The sequence below is a fragment of the Sphingomonas hankookensis genome, from assembly GCF_022664465.1.
In the GTDB taxonomy this organism is placed as follows: domain Bacteria; phylum Pseudomonadota; class Alphaproteobacteria; order Sphingomonadales; family Sphingomonadaceae; genus Sphingomonas; species Sphingomonas hankookensis.
Genome location: NZ_JAKREV010000004.1, coordinates 379527 through 398685, shown reverse-complemented (window position 1 = coordinate 398685; position 19159 = coordinate 379527). Strand labels below are relative to the sequence as shown.

Annotated in this window: 14 protein-coding genes; 7 read left to right on the top strand and 7 right to left on the bottom strand. The window is 67.5% G+C overall.

Annotated features, from left to right (window positions below; translation table 11 throughout):
* Positions 1-800: 800 nt before the first annotated feature.
* Positions 801-2153, top strand: coding sequence for an L-serine ammonia-lyase (locus MF610_RS13385; RefSeq protein ID WP_242197539.1), 1353 nt, complete (start codon positions 801-803; stop codon positions 2151-2153).
* Positions 2147-4159, top strand: coding sequence for a M3 family metallopeptidase (locus MF610_RS13380; RefSeq protein WP_242197536.1), 2013 nt, complete (start codon positions 2147-2149; stop codon positions 4157-4159). Before MF610_RS13385 ends, MF610_RS13380 begins: the two co-directional genes overlap by 7 nt.
* A gap of 366 nt (positions 4160-4525) precedes the next feature.
* Here MF610_RS13380 and MF610_RS13375 read toward each other — a convergent pair whose 3' ends face one another.
* Positions 4526-5293, bottom strand: a complete 768-nt coding sequence (locus MF610_RS13375; RefSeq protein WP_242197533.1) for a bifunctional transcriptional activator/DNA repair enzyme AdaA — start codon at positions 5291-5293, stop codon at positions 4526-4528.
* Positions 5294-5404: 111 nt separating this feature from the next.
* On the opposite strand from MF610_RS13375, the gene ogt reads away from it, so the two are divergent.
* Complete coding sequence (gene ogt / locus MF610_RS13370; protein ID WP_339328530.1) at positions 5405-5920, top strand: methylated-DNA--[protein]-cysteine S-methyltransferase; 516 nt, start codon at positions 5405-5407, stop codon at positions 5918-5920.
* 258 nt (positions 5921-6178) lie between these two features.
* On the opposite strand, the gene MF610_RS13365 is transcribed toward ogt, so the two are convergent.
* The gene (locus MF610_RS13365) at positions 6179-7594 is read right to left on the bottom strand and encodes a mannitol dehydrogenase family protein (RefSeq protein WP_242197530.1); all 1416 of its coding nucleotides are present in this window, start codon (positions 7592-7594) and stop codon (positions 6179-6181) included.
* The gene (gene uxaC / locus MF610_RS13360) at positions 7591-8997 is read right to left on the bottom strand and encodes a glucuronate isomerase (protein WP_380870609.1); all 1407 of its coding nucleotides are present in this window, start codon (positions 8995-8997) and stop codon (positions 7591-7593) included. The genes MF610_RS13365 and uxaC overlap by 4 nt, the downstream gene beginning before the upstream one ends.
* Before the next feature lie 65 nt (positions 8998-9062).
* On the opposite strand from uxaC, the gene MF610_RS13355 reads away from it, so the two are divergent.
* Together MF610_RS13355 and MF610_RS13350 are read left to right on the top strand one after the other, a co-directional pair.
* Entirely contained in the window at positions 9063-10556 is a 1494-nt protein-coding gene (locus tag MF610_RS13355; protein WP_242197527.1) for a UxaA family hydrolase, read from the top strand.
* A 40-nt stretch (positions 10557-10596) separates the two neighbouring features.
* Entirely contained in the window at positions 10597-11148 is a 552-nt protein-coding gene (locus MF610_RS13350) for a hypothetical protein (protein WP_242197524.1), read from the top strand.
* Here the strand turns inward: MF610_RS13350 and MF610_RS13345 are convergent.
* The 3 genes from MF610_RS13345 to MF610_RS13335 all read right to left on the bottom strand — a co-directional run bounded on the left by MF610_RS13345 (position 11132) and on the right by MF610_RS13335 (position 15861).
* Positions 11132-11656: a gamma carbonic anhydrase family protein gene (locus tag MF610_RS13345; RefSeq protein WP_242197521.1), complete on the bottom strand. Its 525-nt coding sequence runs from the start codon at positions 11654-11656 to the stop codon at positions 11132-11134. The genes MF610_RS13350 and MF610_RS13345 overlap by 17 nt on opposite strands.
* A 14-nt stretch (positions 11657-11670) precedes the next feature.
* The gene (locus MF610_RS13340; RefSeq protein ID WP_242197518.1) at positions 11671-12831 is read right to left on the bottom strand and encodes a histidine-type phosphatase; all 1161 of its coding nucleotides are present in this window, start codon (positions 12829-12831) and stop codon (positions 11671-11673) included.
* Positions 12832-13092: 261 nt separating this feature from the next.
* The gene (locus MF610_RS13335) at positions 13093-15861 is read right to left on the bottom strand and encodes a TonB-dependent receptor (protein WP_242197516.1); all 2769 of its coding nucleotides are present in this window, start codon (positions 15859-15861) and stop codon (positions 13093-13095) included.
* 211 nt (positions 15862-16072) lie between these two features.
* Here MF610_RS13335 and MF610_RS13330 point away from each other — a divergent pair, with 211 nt between their 5' ends.
* Both MF610_RS13330 and MF610_RS13325 read left to right on the top strand, forming a co-directional pair.
* Positions 16073-16828, top strand: coding sequence for a DeoR/GlpR family DNA-binding transcription regulator (locus tag MF610_RS13330; protein ID WP_242197513.1), 756 nt, complete (start codon positions 16073-16075; stop codon positions 16826-16828).
* On the top strand, positions 16825-17640 hold the full coding sequence (locus tag MF610_RS13325) for an endonuclease/exonuclease/phosphatase family protein (RefSeq protein ID WP_242197510.1): 816 nt from the start codon (positions 16825-16827) through the stop codon (positions 17638-17640). The genes MF610_RS13330 and MF610_RS13325 overlap by 4 nt, the downstream gene beginning before the upstream one ends.
* A gap of 42 nt (positions 17641-17682) precedes the next feature.
* Here the strand turns inward: MF610_RS13325 and MF610_RS13320 are convergent, their stop codons facing one another.
* Positions 17683-18951, bottom strand: a complete 1269-nt coding sequence (locus tag MF610_RS13320; RefSeq protein WP_242197508.1) for a PQQ-dependent sugar dehydrogenase — start codon at positions 18949-18951, stop codon at positions 17683-17685.
* Between the last annotated feature and the right edge of the window lie 208 nt (positions 18952-19159).

Here is a 19159-nt window from a genome sequence, read left to right as displayed (position 1 = left end):
TACAATATGGTGGTTGTAATAAGACATATGAGCCGACTTAGCTTTAAACGATACCGAACCACCTTGAATGGCTCAGACCGCAAGCCGCCGCCCACATGTCCCTTCATCTCATCAACTATGTAAAAGAGCGTTCCTGCCTCGAACCTCTCGGTTGAAGCACCAGCGAGCTGGCGATAGGAGGACCGGAACAGTGGCGCCAACCAACTGGTCAACACCGCGTTCCGGTTAGAAAAGAGCAATCTCGCTATCCGCTTCCGCGGAGCGACCCGAAGGTCAGCGAGGCGACCGGCTGGAGAAGCAAGAGCGTCTCGTCGTCCGGTGAAGCTGCTTATATGGGCGGCTTCGGAAGGCGTCAACAACGTTTTTGCAGTTTTTTCGGTTCCACGTCGTTTTTCTCGCCGGCGGCCATCCCGGCGGGTCGACGGGATAGTTTCATATGATACTTCCCTCTCGCCTGCCACCACGCCATAAGCAGGATAACCCGCGCGCTGTGCACGTGCGCCCGTATGAGAGGATACGACCTTGCCCCCCGCTCCAGCCGCCGACCGCGTTGCCGACCGCCATTGGACGCGCGAGGTGACCCGGCGATTGGAAGCGGACTACTTTCAATCGGCCAAGACGCATCTGATCGGGCTCGACCTGCCGCCCACTGTCCTGACTACACGGACGGGAGCAGTCGGGTCGCAGGGATCGGCAGCGACGATCCTATGCGATTCGGGACTGCGCGATAGCGACACCTGTTCAGCCGAAGACCGGCGGTCAGGCGCGACGCGCTATGGCGCATTCCTGGGAGAGGCAGCATGATCCCGTTGAGCGTCACCGATCTGTTCACGATCGGGATCGGTCCATCGAGTTCGCACACCGTCGGGCCGATGCGCGCCGCGTATGCCTTTGCGACGATGCTCGATGAGGACGGGATCGTCCCTGAGCGGGTCTATTGCGACCTGTATGGATCGTTGTCGCTGACCGGGCGCGGCCACGCCACCGATATCGCGGTGCTGCTGGGCCTGTCCGGCGCGACACCCGAGGGAATCGATCCCGACGCAGTCGCGGGCATCGTCGCCGGCATTCGCAGCGATCACCGGCTGACGCTGGCTGGCACGATCCCGATCGCGTTCGATCCGGACCGCGACATCGTGTTCCATCCCGGCTTCCTGCCCGGCCACCCCAATGCGATGGCGTGTACCGCGGTGCTGGGCGACGGCAGCCGCATTACCCGCCGCTATTATTCGGTCGGCGGCGGCGCGATCCGGGCGGAGGGGGACGCGCCCCCGCGTATCAACCTGACACTGCCACACCCGTTCATGACCGGCAACGACCTGCTGGCGCTATGTGCCGAGACGCGGCAGTCGATCGCCGAGATCGTCGCCGCGAACGAGAGCGCATGGCGACCCGAAGCGGAGACACTGGGCTTCCTCGATGCGGTGCGGGCGGCGATGCTGGCGTCGATCGACCGCGGCTGCGCCGGCAGTGGTGAGCTGCCCGGCGGCTTGCGTGTCCAGCGGCGCGCGCGGGCGATCCGCGAGAAGCTGTTGGAAAGAGGCCCCCGCACCGATCCCAGCATCGTGTTCGAATGGGTCAGCCTGTGGGCGCTGGCAGTGAACGAGGAGAATGCGGCGGGCGGCCGCGTGGTAACTGCCCCCACCAACGGCGCGGCGGGCGTGATACCCGCAGTCCTCAAATATTACGAGACCTTCGTCCACGGATCGAACCGCGCGGGGACGCAGGCGCTGCTGATGACCGCCGCCGCCATCGGCTTTCTCTACAAGCAGAACGCCTCCATCTCTGCTGCGGAGATGGGATGCCAGGGCGAGGTCGGCGTCGCGTGTTCGATGGCCGCCGCGGGGCTGGCCGCCGCGCTCGGCGCCAACCCGGCACAGGTCGAGAATGCCGCCGAGATCGGCATGGAGCATAACCTCGGCCTGACCTGCGACCCGATCGGCGGGCTGGTGCAGATCCCGTGCATCGAGCGCAACACGATGGGCGCGATCAAGGCGATCAACGCCGCCTATCTGGCGCTGCACGGCGACGGTCGCCACATCGTCAGCCTCGATCAGGTGATCGAGACGATGCGCCAGACCGGCGAGGATATGAAGAGCCAGTATAAGGAGACCAGCCAGGGTGGCCTGGCGGTCAACGTCGTCGAATGTTGAAGGATTCGCCCGTGCCCCAGCTTCCCGATTTCGCCGCGATCACTCCGTCTTCCATCGCACCGACGCTCGACGCACTTCTGGCGGAGCGCGCGACCACCGCGGAGCAGGCCAAGGCGGCGGACCCGCGCTTTGCCGAAACCTGGCTGCCGGTCGAACGGGCCGATGTCGCGATCGACAATTTCTGGTCGAGCGTGTGGCACCTGCATGCCGTGGCCGACACCCCCGAACTGCGCGAGGCGCATGCCAAGGGCGAGGCGGTGCTGACCGAACGCGGCATCGCTGCGCAGCAGGACCGGGCGATGTTCGATGCGCTGCGGGCGCTGCAGGTCGAGCCGGACTTTGCCGAGCTGGACGATGCCGACAGGGTGGCGGTCGAACGGTCGATCCGCGACCGGACGCTGGCCGGAGTGGCGCTGGACGAGGAGGCGCGCGAACGGTTCAAGGTGGTGGCGACCGAATTGTCGGCGCTCCAGACCGAGTTTGCCAGCGCGGTGCTGGACGCGACCGGTGCGTGGACGCTGCACGTTACCGATGCCGGACGCCTTGCCGGACTGTCGGAGGCGGACCGGGCGATGATGGCGGCAGCGGCCGAGGCACGCGGGCTGGACGGCTTTGTCGTGACGCTGCAACAGCCGAGCGTCGTCGCGGTGCTGACCTTTGCCGAAGACCGTGACCTGCGCGCCGAGGTCTATCGCGCCTATGGAACGCGCGCGTCGGATCAGGGGCCGAATGCCGGCACGTTCGACAATGGTCCGCGTATCCGCCGCATCCTGGCACTGCGACGCGAGGCAGCGGCGCTGCTGGGCTTTCCCGATCCGGTGGCCCGGTCGCTCAGCACCAAAATGGCGCCCGATGTCGGCGAAGTGCTGGCGTTCCTGCGCGACCTTGCCAAGCGGGCGCGGCCGCATGCCGAGGCGGAGATCGCCGAGTTGCGCGCCTTCGCCGCTGAGCATCTCGGCATCGACGACCTCCAGCCATGGGACGTAGGATTCGTCGGCGACCGGCTGAAGCGCCATGCCCATGCGATCGACCAGTCGGTCATCAAGGCGTATTTCCCGGTCGACCGGGTGCTGGCCGGGTGGCGCGAGCTGTTGGGGCAGCTGTTCGGCATCACCCTGACCGCGCGGCCGGACGTCGCGACCTACCATGCCGATGCGCATTACTATGACGTGGCGGACGCGGATGGGGTGTTCGCCGGGCTGTATCTCGACCTCCACGCGCGGTCGGGCAAGAAGGGCGGCGCGTGGATGGCCCCTGCCCGCCCCTATCTGAACGACCCGGACGCGCCGAGCCTTCCGGTGGCGTACATGGTCTGCAACTTCGCACCGACCGGGGGTGCCACGCCGCTGTTGAGCCATGACGACGTGACGACGTTGCTGCATGAGGCCGGGCATTGCCTGCACCACCTGTTCACCCGCGTGCCGCGCCCGGACATTGCCGGGACCACCGGGTTCGAATGGGATGCGGTCGAGCTGCCCAGCCAGCTGATGGAGGATTTCGCGTGGGAGCCTTCGGTGCTGGCCGCCATGTCCGGGCATGTCGACAGCGGCGAGCCGCTGCCGCGCGATCTGTTCGAGCGGATGCTGGCGGCGCGGCGGTTCCAGTCGGGCATGTTCCTGGTCCGGCAGATCGAGTTCGCGATGTTCGACCTGCTGCTGCATCTGGGCACGCAGGGCGACGATCCGATGGCGGTGATCGAGGCGGTGCGGGGCGAAGTGGCGGTGATCCGGCCGCCCGAATGGCATCGCTTCCCGCACGCCTTCGCGCATATCTTCGCCGGCGGCTATGCGGCGGGGTATTACAGCTATTTGTGGGCGGAGCTGCTGGCGGCGGACGGCTTTGCCGCGTTTGCCGAGGCGGGGACGGTCGACCGGGCGACCGGCGACCGGCTGCGCGAGGCGATCCTGTCGCAAGGCGCCGTTCGGCCGGCGATCGAGCTGTTCCGAGCCTTTCGCGGGCGCGATCCCGATCCGGCGGCGATGCTGGCGCGGCACGGACTGGTCTGATCGGTCCAAAGTTCTCTAAGTTCACACTCGTGCGCAGTTTGTACATTTGCCGCTTTGGTTCACGCGAAGGCGCTAAGGCACGAAGAAGAAGGCAATTTTTCGCGCAAAGACGCGGAGACGCGGAGGGTTGCGCCTGTTGCGAATGGTTCGCGATCGGGAGACGTTGTGCTCGCTGACAGCTTGGAATGAGGCCGCTGCCGCGGGGGAGGTTGCCCCAAGCACACCCCCTCCGCGTCTCCGCGGCTCCGCGGCTCCGCGCGAACCTCTATTTTTCTCTTCGCGCCCTTCGCGTCTTCGCGTGGAAAAATAGGAATGAGAAAGAACGGTTACGATCTTACCTGCCAGACCGTGTGTAGGACAGCGGTTTCAACCGCCCGCGAACACTGCGCGTTTGGCGGCGGCGATGGCGCGACCGAGGGCGGGGAGCGGGACGTTGGTCAGGGTAATGCGCAGGGTGCGGTTCTTGCCCGGCGTTACTTCGGCATGGCCTTTAGGTAGCGCCACCCTGACCGGACCGGCGGGCACGAAATCGGGGCGGTGGGCGATGGTCACGATGATCGGCGCGGCAGGATCGGCGGGCCCTTCGCGGCGAAGCGCCGACGGCGCGCGGGCGAAGGCGGACTGGAACGCTTCATTGAACCGCCGCACGCTGCCATAGCCTGCGGCGAAGGCGATGTCGGTCAGTGGCAGGCGGGTGTCGTGGACCAGATGCTTGGCGAGGTGGAGGCGGCGCGTCGCCTCGATCGCGAGCGGAGTCAGCCCGAGATGCTCGACGAACAGGCGGCGCAGATGGCGGTCGCTCATTCCCAGCCGATCGGCGAGGGCGGCGACGCTGCCCTCCGCCAACGCGCCATCGTCGATCAGCCGCAGCGCGCGGTGGATCGAGGCGAGCGTGCCGGCCCAGGCTGGACTGTCAGGGGCGGTTTCGGGACGGCAGCGCAGGCAGGGACGATACCCCGCCGCCTGCGCCGCCGCTGCGCTGGCATAGAAGGCGACGTTGCCGCGGTCGGGGGTGCGCGCCGGGCAGACCGGGCGGCAATAGATGCGCGTGGTGCGCACTGCGGTGAAGAACAGCCCGTCCATCGCCGGGTCGCGACGTTCGATGGCGGCGTAGCAGCGGTCCTGATCGAGCATGGGAGGAATGTAGTCGCGCGGGCGACGGCGACTAGCGAAAAACGGACATGGCCGTCGTGCGATGTCCGATTCCCGCTGGCGATGCGGCACGGTCCGGGCCACCTTGACCGCATGACCCAGATGCTGTTTGCCGAAACGCTGCCGAGCCCGATCGGCGCGATCACCCTCCTGACCGACGAAGCAGGCGTGCTGCGCGTGCTGGAGTTCGAGGATCATCACGACCGGATGGAGCGGCTGTTGCGGCTGCACTATCCGCAGGGGTGGCAGGTCGAACCGGCTGAGCGCGAGAGCGACGCGATGCGGGCGATGGCCGCCTATTTCGCAGGCGATATGGGCGCCATCGACGGGTTGCCGACCGCGACCGGAGGTACCGAGTTCCAGCGGGAGGTATGGGCGGCGCTGCGCGACGTCGGCGCCGGGCGGACGGTCGCCTATGGCGATATCGCCGCCGCGATCGGACGACCGAGCGCGATGCGGGCGGTGGGGATGGCCAACGGCTCGAACCCGATCGCGATCGTGGTGCCATGCCACCGGATCATCGGGCGGTCGGGGATGCTGACCGGCTATGCCGGCGGGCTGGCGCGCAAGCAGTGGTTGCTGGCGCATGAGCGGGCGGTGCTGGTTTAGGAGAACGTTGTTTTTACGCGAAGGTACGAAGAAGAAGGCAGATTTCGCGCAGAGGCGCAGAGGCGCGGAGGGGTTGCGCTTGGTGCAACGTCCCCCGCGTCAGCGGCTTCATCCTTTGCTGCCAAAGAGCGATACGGTCTCCCGATCGCGAGCCGATCGCCCGAAGCGCGACCTCTCTGCGCCTCTGCGCGAAATCTACCTTCTTCTACTCTTCTTCTATCCGCGCCTTCGCGTCTTCGCGTGAACCGATATTCCCGATCAGACCAAAGCCGCCGCCAGATCCTCGCCCGGTGCCAGCGCCGCATAGGCCCGATCGACCGCCGCAACGAACACCGCATCTGCGCCCAGATCGCCGAACACCTCGCCCATCGCCAGCAACGCCGCGACATTGCCGGCCCGCGCCAGCAGCGCATAGGCGCGCGGGTCGACCAGTTGTTCGCCACTCCGCTGGCGCAGTTCGAGGAAGCGGAACCACGCCGCGATCGGCACCGCCAGCCGGTCGACCGGACGCCCCGCCGCGCGCGCGTCGCGAATCGTGTCGCACAGGCGGTAGGGCAGCTTCTGTGACCCGTCCCACGCGATCTGCGCCAACTGGTGCGCGATCGCCGGATTGGCGAAGCGCGCCAGCACGTCGGCGATATAGGCGGACAGGTCCATCTCGGCCGGGGGCTGGATCGAAGGCGCGATATCCTCGCGCATCAGCCGCCCGGCAAACGCGGCGAGCGGGGCGCAGGCCATCGCGTCGCGCACGGTCGTCAGCCCCATCAGCAACCCGACATAGGCGAGCGTCGAATGGGCGCCGTTGAGCAGGCGGAGCTTGGCATTCTCGAACCCGCGCACGTCGCGCGTGAACTGCGCCCCGGCGAGGTCGAGCGGCGGGCGATCGGCGGCGAAATCGTCCTCGATCACCCATTGGGTGAACGCCTCGCGCTGGATCGGCCATGCATCGTCGAGGCCGGTGGCGGCGCGGACCGATGCACGCAGCGCGTCGTCGGTCGCCGGCGTAATCGAATCGACCATGGTCGACGGGAACCGGACGTTGTCGTCGATCCAGCCTGCGAGATCAGGATCGCGCGCAGCGGCAAGGTCGCGGACCGATCGGCGGAAGCGCTGGCCATTTTCGGCGAGGTTGTCGCACGCCATCAGCGTGATTGCGCCACCGCCGGCCGCGCGCCGCGCAGCGAGCCCGGCGACCAGCCAGCCCGACAGCGTGGAGGGCTCGGCGCCGATCAGTTCGCGCACGATCGCGGGATGATCGAGGTCGAGCGCACCGCTGGCGTCGAGGTAATAGCCCTTTTCGGTGACGGTGGTGGTGATCAGCCGCGTGACAGGCGCGGCGATGCGTGAGAGGATCGCGTCGCGGCGCTGCGCGGTCAGCAGCTCGACGATCGATCCGATGACGCGGTGTTCGGTCGCCTGACCCAGCAGCGCCAGCGTGTAGAGCCCGTCCTGCGGCGCCAGCGCATCGGCGACACCGGTCGAGTTGAGCGCGACCGCGCTGATCCCCCAGCGCGGATCGTGGGTCAGGATCGCATCGACATAGGCGGCCTGATGCGCGCGGTGGAACGCACCAGGGCCGATATGCACGATGCCGGGCGTCACCGCCGATCGGTCGTACGCCGGCCGTGCGACTGCCGCGGGCAAGTCGGCGAGGGTGGCGTTCGACAGCCTCACAGCTTGTACGCCTGCTTGACGAGACCATAGGCAAGGTCGTGCGCGACCTGATGCGCGTCCTCCTCACCCAGCCGATGCTCGGCGACCAGCCGCGCGAGGAAGGCGCAATCGACTCGCCGCGCGACGTCATGGCGCGCCGGGATCGACAGGAACGCGCGGGTGTCGTCGTTGAACCCGACGGTGTTGTAGAAGCCCGCCGTCTCGGTCGTCGTCTCGCGGAAGCGGCGCATCCCCTCCGGACTGTCGTGGAACCACCATGCGGGGCCGAGCTTCAGGCACGGATAATGGCCGGCCAGCGGCGCCAGTTCGCGGACATAGGTCGATTCGTCGAGCGTGAAGAGGATGATCGTCAGCTCAGTCGAGGTGCCGACCACGTCGAGCATCGGCTTCAACGCCGCGACATAATCGGTACGGGTCGGGATGTCGGCACCCTTGTCGCGGCCATACGCATCGAACAGCCCGCGATTATGGTTGCGGAAGGAGCCGGGGTGGATCTGCATCACCAGCCCGTCGTCGATCGACATGCGCGCCATTTCGGTCAGCATCTGCGCGCGGAACAGTTCGGCGTCGTTGGCATCGGCGGTGCCGGCGATGACCTTGGCGAACAGCGCTTGCGATTCGGCGGGCGACAGGTTGGCGGTGCGGGCGGTCGGGTGACCGTGATCGGTCGAGGTCGCGCCGGCGGCGATGAAGTCCTGCCGGCGCCTGGCATGTGCGCGGAGATAGCCGGTCCAGTCATGGACGTCTTCCCCTGTCAGTGCGGCGAATTTGGCGAGCGCCGGGCGAAAGGCTTCGTGTTCGCAGTCGATTACCGCATCGGGGCGATAGGCGGTGACGACGCGCCCGCCCCAGCCGCTCGCGCGGATCGCGCGGTGCTGGTCGAGCGGGTCGTCGGCGCCCTCGGTCGTCGCCAGCAGTTCGATGCCGAAGCGGTCGAACAGCGCACGCGGGCGATAGGCATCGGTCGCCAGCAGCTCGCCGATCCGGTCATAATAGGTATCGGCATTGGCGGCGGTAAGCGCTTCCTCGAACCCGAACACGTCGCCGAACACATGGTCGAGCCACAGCCGCGACGGGGTGGCGCGGAACAGATGCTGGTTGGCGGCGAACAGCCTCCATGCCTTGCGCGGGTCGGCGACGATGGTGCCGTCGCGGCGCGGGACCGCCAGATCGTCGAGTGCGATCCCCTGACTATACAGCATGCGGAACAGATAATGGTCGGGCGACAGCAGCAGCTCGGTCGCGTTGGTCCAGGGGCGGTCGGTCGCGAACCATGTCGGATCGGTATGGCCGTGCGGGCTGACGATCGGCAGGTCGCGGACGGCGGCATAGAGGTTGCGGGCGATCCCGCGCGTCGTCGGATCGGCCGGGAACAGGCGGTCGGGGTGCAGCAGCAGCGACATCAAAATCTCCTCGCGCGCTTCGATGCGACATTGTGCCAGCGCTGGCAACGGTCTATTTGGCGGAAATGGCTGACCGAATTCCAGCCCGCGCGGTGCGGGTCGATCGTAACGACGATGTTGCGCTGCTGCTCGATCCCGTAGCGGCGGGCGACACCGTGCGCTTCGATGGTGAGACGATCGTGGCACGCAGGAACATAGCCAGGGGGCACAAGATCGCGGTACGTGCCGTCGCGGCAGGGGCATCCGTCCGCCGCTATCGCGCGGCGTTCGGCGTCGCGACGCGCGACATTGCGATCGGCGAGCATGTCCATGTCCATAACGTCGCGACGGCGCTGTCGGGCGAGGACGCCTATCGCTACGCCCCTGCCCCGCTGCCGGTAGCCGAGGCGCGCGCCGAACCGGGCTTTGCCGGCTATGTCCGCGCCGATGGCAGCGTGGCGACGCGCAACGAAATCTGGGTGCTGCCGACGGTCGGCTGTGTCGGGCGGCTGGGCGAGCGGATCGCCGCGCAGGCGGGCCCGCGCCATGCCGGGCGGGTCGACGGGGTGCATGCGTTCAACCATCCGTTCGGCTGTTCGCAGCTGGGCGACGATTTGAACCGCACGGGGGCGATCCTCGCCGCGCTGGCGTGCAACCCCAATGCCGGCGGGGTCGTGCTGCTGGGGCTGGGGTGTGAATCGAACCAGCTGGATGCGATGCTGGCGCGGCTGCCGGGGGACGTTCTCGCGCGGGTACGGACGGTGCGGGCGCAGGCGAGCGCCGATGAGTTCGCCGAGGCGATGGCGGCCGTCGACGCACTGGCCGAGGCGGCAGCGACGACGCGGGTGGCGGTGCCGCTGTCGGCGCTGCGGCTGGGGGTGAAGTGCGGCGGGTCGGATTCGATGTCGGGGCTGACCGCCAATCCGCTGATCGGGCGGATGACCGACCGGATCGCGGCGGCAGGCGGCACGGTGCTGATGACCGAGATCCCGGAGATTTTCGGCGCGGAACGGCTGCTGATGGCGCGCTGTGCCGACGAGGGCGTCTTCGACCGATTGGTCGAGGTGACCAACCGCTTCAAACGCTATTTCCTCGATCATGGCGAGCCGGTGTCGGAGAATCCCAGCCCCGGCAATATCGCGGGCGGCATCACCACGCTGGAGGAAAAGTCGCTGGGCGCGGTGCAGAAGGGCGGCGTCGCGTGCGTGACCGACGTGCTGGACTATGGCGAACCGGTGCGGCGCGCCGGGTTGTCGGTGGTCGACGGGCCGGGAAACGACGCGGTGTCGACGACCGCACTGGCCGCGGCGGGGGCTACGCTGACGCTGTTCTCGACCGGGCGCGGTACGCCGCTCGGGTCGCCGGTACCGACGATCAAGATCGCGACCAACCGCGACCTTGCGACGCGCAAGGCCGGGTGGATCGATTTCGACGCGAGTGTCGCGCTGGACGAGGGACAGGACGCGGCGGCGGATGCGCTGCTGGCGCGGATCGTCGCGGTCGCATCGGGCGAGCCGGCGCGCAACGAGGTGAACGAGGAACACGCGATCGGGATCTGGAAGTCGGGGGTTACGCTGTAATCGGCTTGCCGGCCTGACATTGCTGGCTCACTATTGCGCCATGTCGCGGCGCTGCCTGCCCCTGATCGCACTGTCGTGCCTGGTTTTGGTCGGCTGCAACCCGCCAACGAAGCACTATTCCGACGCCGAGATGAATTTTTACGAGGCCGCATTGCCGGGCATGACCGAAGAATGCCGCAACAAGCTGCAATTCGGCGGCATCGGCGCACTGCCTTGGGATACCGATGATTGTTACAAGATGCCGTTGCCCCGACGCTGGCAGGGACTGTGGCGCAATTCGTTTGAAAGCCACGTCTTCTGCGAAGCACCAGCGACGCGATGCAGGATCGAACCGGATGCCGATCCGCAGCCCCCCTATACTTGGATCGAGTTCAAGGGACCCATCGATCCGCGGGTGAAGCAAGCAGCAGAGGGATTGTACCGGATCGACTTTATCGGTCGCAAGACCGTCATTCCCGGCAATTACGGTCATTTGGGCTTGGCACGACACGCGATCGTCGTCGATCGGCTGTTGTTCATCGACCGGCAGGACCGATCTGTACCGTCTTCTAACCTTATGCCAAGCGAGCAAACAGTCAACCGAGTGCAGTAAGCCCCTCGCGGTACCGCTTCGCCTTCTCGACATACACCGCCGCCGACAGCCTCAACCCGGCGAGTTGCTCGTCGGTCAGCGTCTTCACCGCCCTTGCCGGCGCACCGACGATCAGGCTGCGCGGCGGAAACGTCTTGCCCTCGGTCACCAGCGCGCCTGCTCCGACCACGCAATCCTCGGCGATCACCGCATGGTTCAGCACGGTCGCGCCCATGCCGATCAGCACGCGGTCGCCGATGGTACAGCCGTGCAGCACCGCGCGGTGGCCGATCGTGCAGTCCTCGCCCAGGGTCAGCGGCGCGCCCGGGTCGCTGTGGAGGACCGCGCCGTCCTGTATGTTGCTGCGCGCGCCGATCGCGATTGCGCCATTGTCGGCGCGGACGACTGCGCCGAACCAGATGCTGGCCCCCGCCCCCAGCCGGACCGCGCCAATCAGGTCGGCGGAGGGCGCTACCCAGCTGTCGGGGGCGAGGTCGGGCGTGGCGTCGGCGAGGGCGTAGATCGGCATGGCCCGGAAGGCTATCACCCCGCGACGACGGGAGCGAGTTTCGCACGCAACAATTTGTCGAAGCGGTCGAGCGGGCAGCGCTTCGCACAGCCGGGAATCGCGATCGGCCGGTCGACGACGGTCGCCGCACCGCTGCGGATCGCGTCGAGCGGCTGCACCCGGTAGGACAGCGAGACATAGGGACCGCGCGTATCGCGCCTGCGGGTCAGCACCAGCGCCCCGCCCGGCGCCGCATCGTTCCGCGCGAAGCCCGGTGCATCGAGATCGACGCCCAGCGCCGCGGCCAGCGCGGTGACGTTGGTGTCGTGGCCGACCAGCACTTCGAGGCGCGGGCCGGTGGCGGCGGTCAGGGTCCGCAGCATATGGTCGCCGACCGGCCCCGCCTGATGCGCGACCATGTAGGGCGATCGGGTGAAGACGTCGAACAAGGCGGCGTGCAGCGCGCCCAGCCGGCGGATCGCCGCGGCGTCGGCCCGGCCGAACCCGACGTCGCGCATCGGCATCCCTTCGGCATATTGCAGCAGGATCACCTGCGCCGTGCCGGAGGTCGCGCGGATCGGGCCGGTGAAATCAACCCCGCGTCCGTCGGCGGAGGGCTTCAGCGTCGCCGGTCCCGGCGTGGAGCAGCCGGCGGGCAGGCCGCAGCCCAGTACCCGGTCGAGTTCGCGGATCGTCGCGGCATGGCGTGCGGTCAGCGCGTTTACGCCGCCCGTCCAGGCGGCGATCGCCGCCACCGCCTTGTTTGCGTCGAAGGCGGTCGCGCCGGCGCGGAGCGGTTCGAACAGCGGGTCGGTCTGACCTTCCGGATTGTGCTCGACGGGGAGGTTGCAGCCCGGCGCCAGCGCATCGGCATAAGCTCGGCCGGTGGCGATGGTGCGCTCGGGCGTGTTGGTGTGGATGCGGACGGTGCCGGGTGCCGGGCAGCCTTTGCTGTCCAGCCAGCGGCGGTCGTGGCGGGCGAGTTGGGTGATCGCCCTTGCGCCGTGGGGGGTGAGATATTCCGGCGCGACCGGCCATGTGGGCCATTGGCCATCGGTTTTGGTGTCGAGCGGCGCCTCCCCGACGATCGGCGCGCGGACGCCGTGGCGCATCAGCATCACGACGCGCTCCACCTTGTCCTGCGCGGCGGCGGGCAGCGGGGTGAGCAGGGTTGCGAGCAGCAGGGCGAGGCGCATCTTGGGTCTTCCTTCGACTGGATACCGTCGCCCCCCGCGCCGGCGGGGGTTCAGAGCCACGGACGATCCCGCTTGCCGCCCTGGCCCCCCGCCTGCCCGGGGGGACGAATAATATGATGGCCGTCGCCCCAGCGAAGGCTGGGGCCTCCTGCGGCGAGGCGCGTGGTCAGCAACGAGGAGATCCCAGCCTTCGCTGGAATGACGCTTGTGGAAAGGCGGGGCGGCAACCTCAGTTACCGCCCCCCCCCCCCCCCGGCCCGCTCACATCTTCATCGTCAGGCTGAACTGGAACACCCGGCCGGTCTTCAGATAGCCGCCGTTGCGGTCGTTCGAGATATACGTCTCGCTCTTCCCCACGGTCGCCCAATAGGTATGCTGGTCGAGCAGGTTGCGCGCCGACACGCCGATTTCGAGCTTGTCGGTCACCTCATACGCCGCACCGAAGTTCAGTTCGCCCGCCGGCTGGACATAGATATCGAGCTGGCTGTCCTGCACGCCCGCGAGGAACTTGCCGGTGTAGTTGTACCACAGGTTCGTGCGGAACCCGCCGCCGGCATAGAAGACCTCGGCATTGTAGATCAGGTCGGGCGCCTGCGGCAGCGTGCTGGTGCGGGTGGTGCGCACGCCGTTCACAGGGATGACGTAATTCGCCTCGGTCTTCTGGTAGGTGATGTTGCCGCCCACGCCGAAATTGCCGAGGAAGCTGCTGTCCACCATGTCGCCGACGGTGAAGCGGCCCGATGCCTCGACGCCCTTCGCCGTACCGCCGCCGCCGTTGATCGGGCGGACGAAGGTGGTCCGGCCGACCGTCTCGCTGCCGCTGCGCGATGCGGTGCTGACGATGAAGTTGCTCAGATCCTTGTAATAGACGGCGAGCTGGACATAGCGGCCGACGCCCATCTGGTAATCGACGCCCACGTCATAGCTCCATGCCTGTACCGGCTTCAGGTCCGGGTTCGGCTGGGTGATGGTGACGGTGCCGTCGCTGGCCGGTTCGCTGATCCGGGTCGGGCCGGCGAGCAGGTCGAAGGCGGGGCGGGCATAGCTGGAGCGCACCGCACCGCGCACGGTCAGGTTGGCGTTCGGCTTCCATGCCGCCAGCAGGCTGGGGTCGACATGGTCATAGGCGCGACCGGCATCGACGAAGCGCGCACCGCCGACATCGCTGAGGAAGAAGCGCGCGCGGAAGCTGTTATCCTCGTACCGGACGCCGGGCATCACTTCGAGATTGCCGAACTTCAGCGTCGCGGTGCCGTACAGCGCTTTGCGGGTTTCGTTGCCGCTCGACAGGCCCTGGTTCAGCGTCGTCTGGGACACCGGGATCAGCGGCACATAGTCGCGGACCTGCGCGTCGAGCTGCGCGCGCGACAGCACCTTGATCGGGCGGGCGGGATAGTAATCCAGGAAGTCCTTGAGGACATAGCCGAGATACTGGTTGATCGACGGCCCCTGCACCGTGCCGTTCTGCAGCGGGGTGAGGAAGCGGTAGCGGGTATTGTCTGGCGCGAGGCTGCGGCCCGAACGGTCGGCATCCTCGTACAGCCCGCCGACCTCGACCGAGAGGAAGCCGTCATTGGTCCAGCCGATGCTGCCCTTCAGCGTCTTCTTGGTTTCGCTCAGATAGTCGTAGCCGCGCTGGACATAGAGCTGGGTCGGCCGGTCGAGCGACGACACATAGGCGATCGCGCCGCTCGACAGGACCGGACGCGGCGATTTCGGGTTGGACAGGTCGACGTTCACGCCCTCGGTCGCGGCGCCGGTGTTGGTCGTGGTGCCGTTATAGGCGATGCCACGGAACGCGGCCTCGATCCGGGTCGGCTGGTCGAAGCGACCATCGGCATAGGCGCCTTCCAGCGCGGCGGTGAAGCCTTCCCAATGCGCCTTCGCGCCGAGTTGTGCCGAGAACAGTTCCTGCTCGACATCCTCGGTGCGGAAATAGCTGGCCGGGTTGATGCCGAGCGGGGTGTAGACGCCCGCGGCGTTGTACGACCCGCCATTGGGGTTGGTCTGGCCGCGCGTCAGTTCGTTGCGCAGGCCGGTCTGGTTCATCGTGTTGGTGTTCAGATACGTCGCGTAATTGACGCGGGCGAACAGGTCGAGCGCGTCGCTGCGGAAGTCGAACGCGCCGGTCGCGCCATAGCGCTTGATCTTGTTGTTGTAGAAATTCCACTGCACCCCGTCCGCCGTCAGATCGTTCGGGTTGGCGCGCGAATTGCCGCTATTGGCGCGGGTCGGCTTGTAATCATTCTGCACGGCGGTGGATTCGGCGGCGTTGCCGCGTTCTTCCAGATAGCCCGCGACATAGACGCCGAACTGGCCGTCGCTGCCGAAGCGGCGCGCGGCGTCGAGGCCGATCGCCCCGCCGAACGCTTCCTGTTCGCGGTCGAGCGCCAGGCCGGCGACCTGCCCCAGTACGCGGGCGCGGGTGAAGCTCTGCGCGAAGTCGAACGCGGTCGGCGTGCGCAGGTCGACGATACCGGCGATGCTGTCGGCATCCTTGGCCGCGCCCGGCGTCTTGTCGGTCACGATCGCGCCGATCGCGAACGGCGAGAACAGGTTGAGCGAAATCGCGCGGTTGTTGCCCGACGTCTGCGGTAAGCGCAGCCCGTCCAGCGTATAAGCGTTGTAGCTGGTGTCGAAGCCGCGGATCGTCACGAACTGCGCTTCGCCGGTCGCGCTCTGATTACGGCCCTGATCGCGGCTGACCGAGACGCCGGGCAGCATCTTGGCGAGGTCGGCGATGCTGGTCTGCGAATGGATCGCGACGTCGCCGGTGGTAACGATGTCGATCGTCGCGATCGCCTGCTGCTCCTCGTTCAGCGCGGTCCGCTGGCGCCGGCCGTTGACGACGATGTCGTCGGTCAGCGATTCGCTGGCGGTCTGTTCCGGTTCGGCGGCGAGCGGCGCGGCGTCCTGCGCACAGGCGGCGGCGGGCAGCAGCGTGCCCAGCGTCAGCGCGGCGATGCCGCCGGACAGGACAAGCGCATGGGCGCGCCGCCGGCGTGCCGGCAGCGTCGAAAACGACGACATGGATATTCCCCCAAGGATGTGCGGATGGCTGCGGGGTTGTTCCCCGTTGACTGGGGCCGCTACCGGGCCGTTGTGTATATTTTATGACAGTTATCGATAACGGTGTGGAACTGATGATGGCTTTTCTGTCGTTCGCACAATTTTGATGATTTCATGATGATTTCTCCGTGTGCGGCTTGTGCACCGGGCGCCGGGCGATATGCTAAGGCGCATGATGAAACGCCTCGATCGCCGCCAGGATATCCTCGACCTGCTCGCCCAGGGGGAGGCGATGGGCATCCACGGGCTGGCCGAGGTGCTGGCGGTGTCGGACGAGACGGTGCGCCGCGAGTTGCGGCTGCTGGAGGCCGACGGGCTGATCGAGCGCATCCATGGCGGGGCGCGGCTGGCCAAGTCGATCGAGGAAGGACCATTCGAGGCGCGGCTGCACCGCAATGCCGGCGCCAAGCAGCGGATCGCCGCAGCGGTGGCGCAGGGGGTCAACGATGGGGAATCGCTGTATCTCGACGCCAGCTCGACCGCGTTCCATGTCGCGCAGGCGTTGAAGGGCAAGCGCGACCTGACCATCGTCACCAACGCGCTGGGCGTCGCCGCCGAGCTGGGCGGGCGCAACGGCAACCGGCTGTATCTGGCCGGCGGCGAGCTGGACGATCGCTACCGCGCGTTCTTCGACGCGACGGCGCGGGCGTATCTGGCGCAGTTCCGGCCGGGCGTGGCAATCGTATCAACCGAATCGGTGTCGCCTGTGGCAGGCTTCACCGACTATCATGTCGGCGAGGGCGAATTGTGCCGCCAGATGATCGGCCAGTCGCGGCGGGTGACGATGGCGGTCGACGCGTCGAAGTTCGACCGCGCCAGCGTGGTGGCGGTGGCATCGTTCGCCGAAGTCGACCGGATCGTCACAGACCGCGCGATCGACGACGGCTATGCGGCGGTGACGCAGGGGATCGATTGGATCGCGGCATGATCCGCTGGATGATAGCCGCGCTGGCGCTGATCGCCGCCCTGCCCGCCACAGCCCGCGATCTGCGCGTGATGAGCTTCAACGTGCGCTATCCCAATCCGGACGACGGGCCGAACCGGTGGGAGGCGCGCGCGCCGATCCTGATCGACACGATCCGCGTCGCCGATCCCGACCTGATCGGAACGCAGGAACTGTACCAGCGGCAGGGGGACACGATCGTCCGCGCGCTGCCGCACTGGCGCTGGTTCGGGCGCGACCGGCGCGGGAAACATGCCGACGAGCATATGGGCATCTTCTACCGCAGCGACCGGCTGCGGCTGGTGCGGCACGGCGACTTCTGGCTGTCGGACACGCCCGACCGGGTGGGCAGCAGCAGCTGGGGCATCGACCTGCCGCGGATGGTCAATTGGGGCGAATTCGTGCGCGCCGATGGCCGTCGCTTCGTGTTCTTCGACACGCACTTCCCGCATCGCGACGTCGACGCCGGGGCGCGGACGCGCGCGGCGGACGTGTTGCTGGCGCGGATGCGGACGATTGCCGGGCGGCTGCCGGTGGTGGTGGCGGGCGACCTCAATGCCCAGCCCGACAGCGCGGCGTACCGCGCCTTTGCCGCGACGCTTACCGATGCGTGGCAGACGGCCAGCAACCGATCCGGGCCGGTGCTGACCTTTCACGACTTCACCGGCACGCCCGACCGGCGGATCGACTATGTGTTCGTGCGGGGCTTGCGGCCGGTGTCGGCGCGGGTTGCGACCGACCATCGCGGCCCGCGCTATCCGTCCGATCATTTCCCTGTAGTGGTGGATTTGCGATAACGCTCGTCATTCCTGCCTTCGCGGGAATGACGAAGTTGAGCCTTACCCCCGCCGCCGCACCAGCCACACCGTATCGCCGGCATCGTCCACCACGAAGATCGCCCCGTCGGCGCGCGTCTGGATGCTGACCGGGCGGCCATAGACGGTGCCCTTCTCCGCATCCGCCACGAAGCCGGTCAGGAACGGCTGCGGTTCGCCGGTCGGGCGGCCCTGCGCGAAGGGGACCGCCAGCACGTCATAGCCGCTGAAGCTCGACCGGTTCCACGATCCGTGGCGCGCGACATAGGCGGTGGGCGCCCCCTGTTTGGCGAAGGCGATGCCCAGCGCTGCGGCATGCGCGCCGACCGCGACGTCGGGCAGCAGCGTGGTGGCGAGCAGCTCGCGCTTTTCGTTGGCGTGGCGCGGGTCCTGCTTGCCGTAATAGCTGTACGGCCAGCCATAGAAGCCGCCCTCGCGCACGCCGACCAGATAGTCGGGGGCGATATCGTCACCAATATGGTCGCGTTCGTTGACTGCGGTCCACAAAGACGCGGTGCCGGGCACGAAATCCATCCCCACCGGATTGCGCAGGCCCGACGCATAGAGACGCTCGCGCCCGGTCGACAGGTCGAGTGCGAGGATCGCGGCGCGGCGCTTTTCCTCGTCCATGCCATATTCGCCGACGTTCGACGCCGACCCGACCGACACGTACAGCGTCCGCCCGTCGGGGCTGAGCAACAGGTTGCGGGTCCAGTGGTTGTTATACCCCCCCGCCGGCAGCGTCGCGAGGGTGCGGGGCGCAGCGGTGATGCTGGTCTGCCCCGGCTGATACGGGAAGCTGACCACCGCATCAGTATTGGCGACATAGAGCCGCCCGTTCGCATATTGCATGCCGAACGGCTGGTTCAGGTTTTCGCGCAGGACGAAGCGCTGTTCCGCGATCCCGTCGCGGTTGGCATCACGCAGCAGGGTGATGCGGTTGGCGCTGTAGCCGGTGGTCTTCGACAGCGCCTGTCCCCGCGCGACATCGGGTTCGGCGTCGAGCTTGGGCAGGGTCCGCGCTTCGGACACCAGCATGTCGCCATTGGGCAGCAGCAACGCCTGGCGCGGATAGTCGAGGCCGCCGGCGAACTTCACGACTTCCCAGCCGCGGGGCGCGGTCGGCATGCGGCCTTCGGGCCAGCCGATCGTGACCGGATGGTTGACCACCGATTCGGTCGCATAGGGCGGCGCGGTTTCCTTGAGGCCCGGGATCGGCTTTTGTGGTGCCTGTGCCAGTGCCCCGGCAGAAAACAGTGCCAGCGTCGCCGCGCCGGAAAGTCGGAGGTTCATTGCGCTTCCCCATGTTGCCATGGCGGCGACAACCGGGCACCGGGCATGCCGGGTCCACCAGCAATGAAATGATACGCGATCGGTACGGGGTGGATTCTTTGACCCGCTCGCGCGGATGGGCGGTGCCGGCCCGCCGGCGCACCCGCCTGCTCCACCGGCAGCAACCCCTCGCGCTTGGCGACGATCGTCGGCACCAGCATCTAGATCG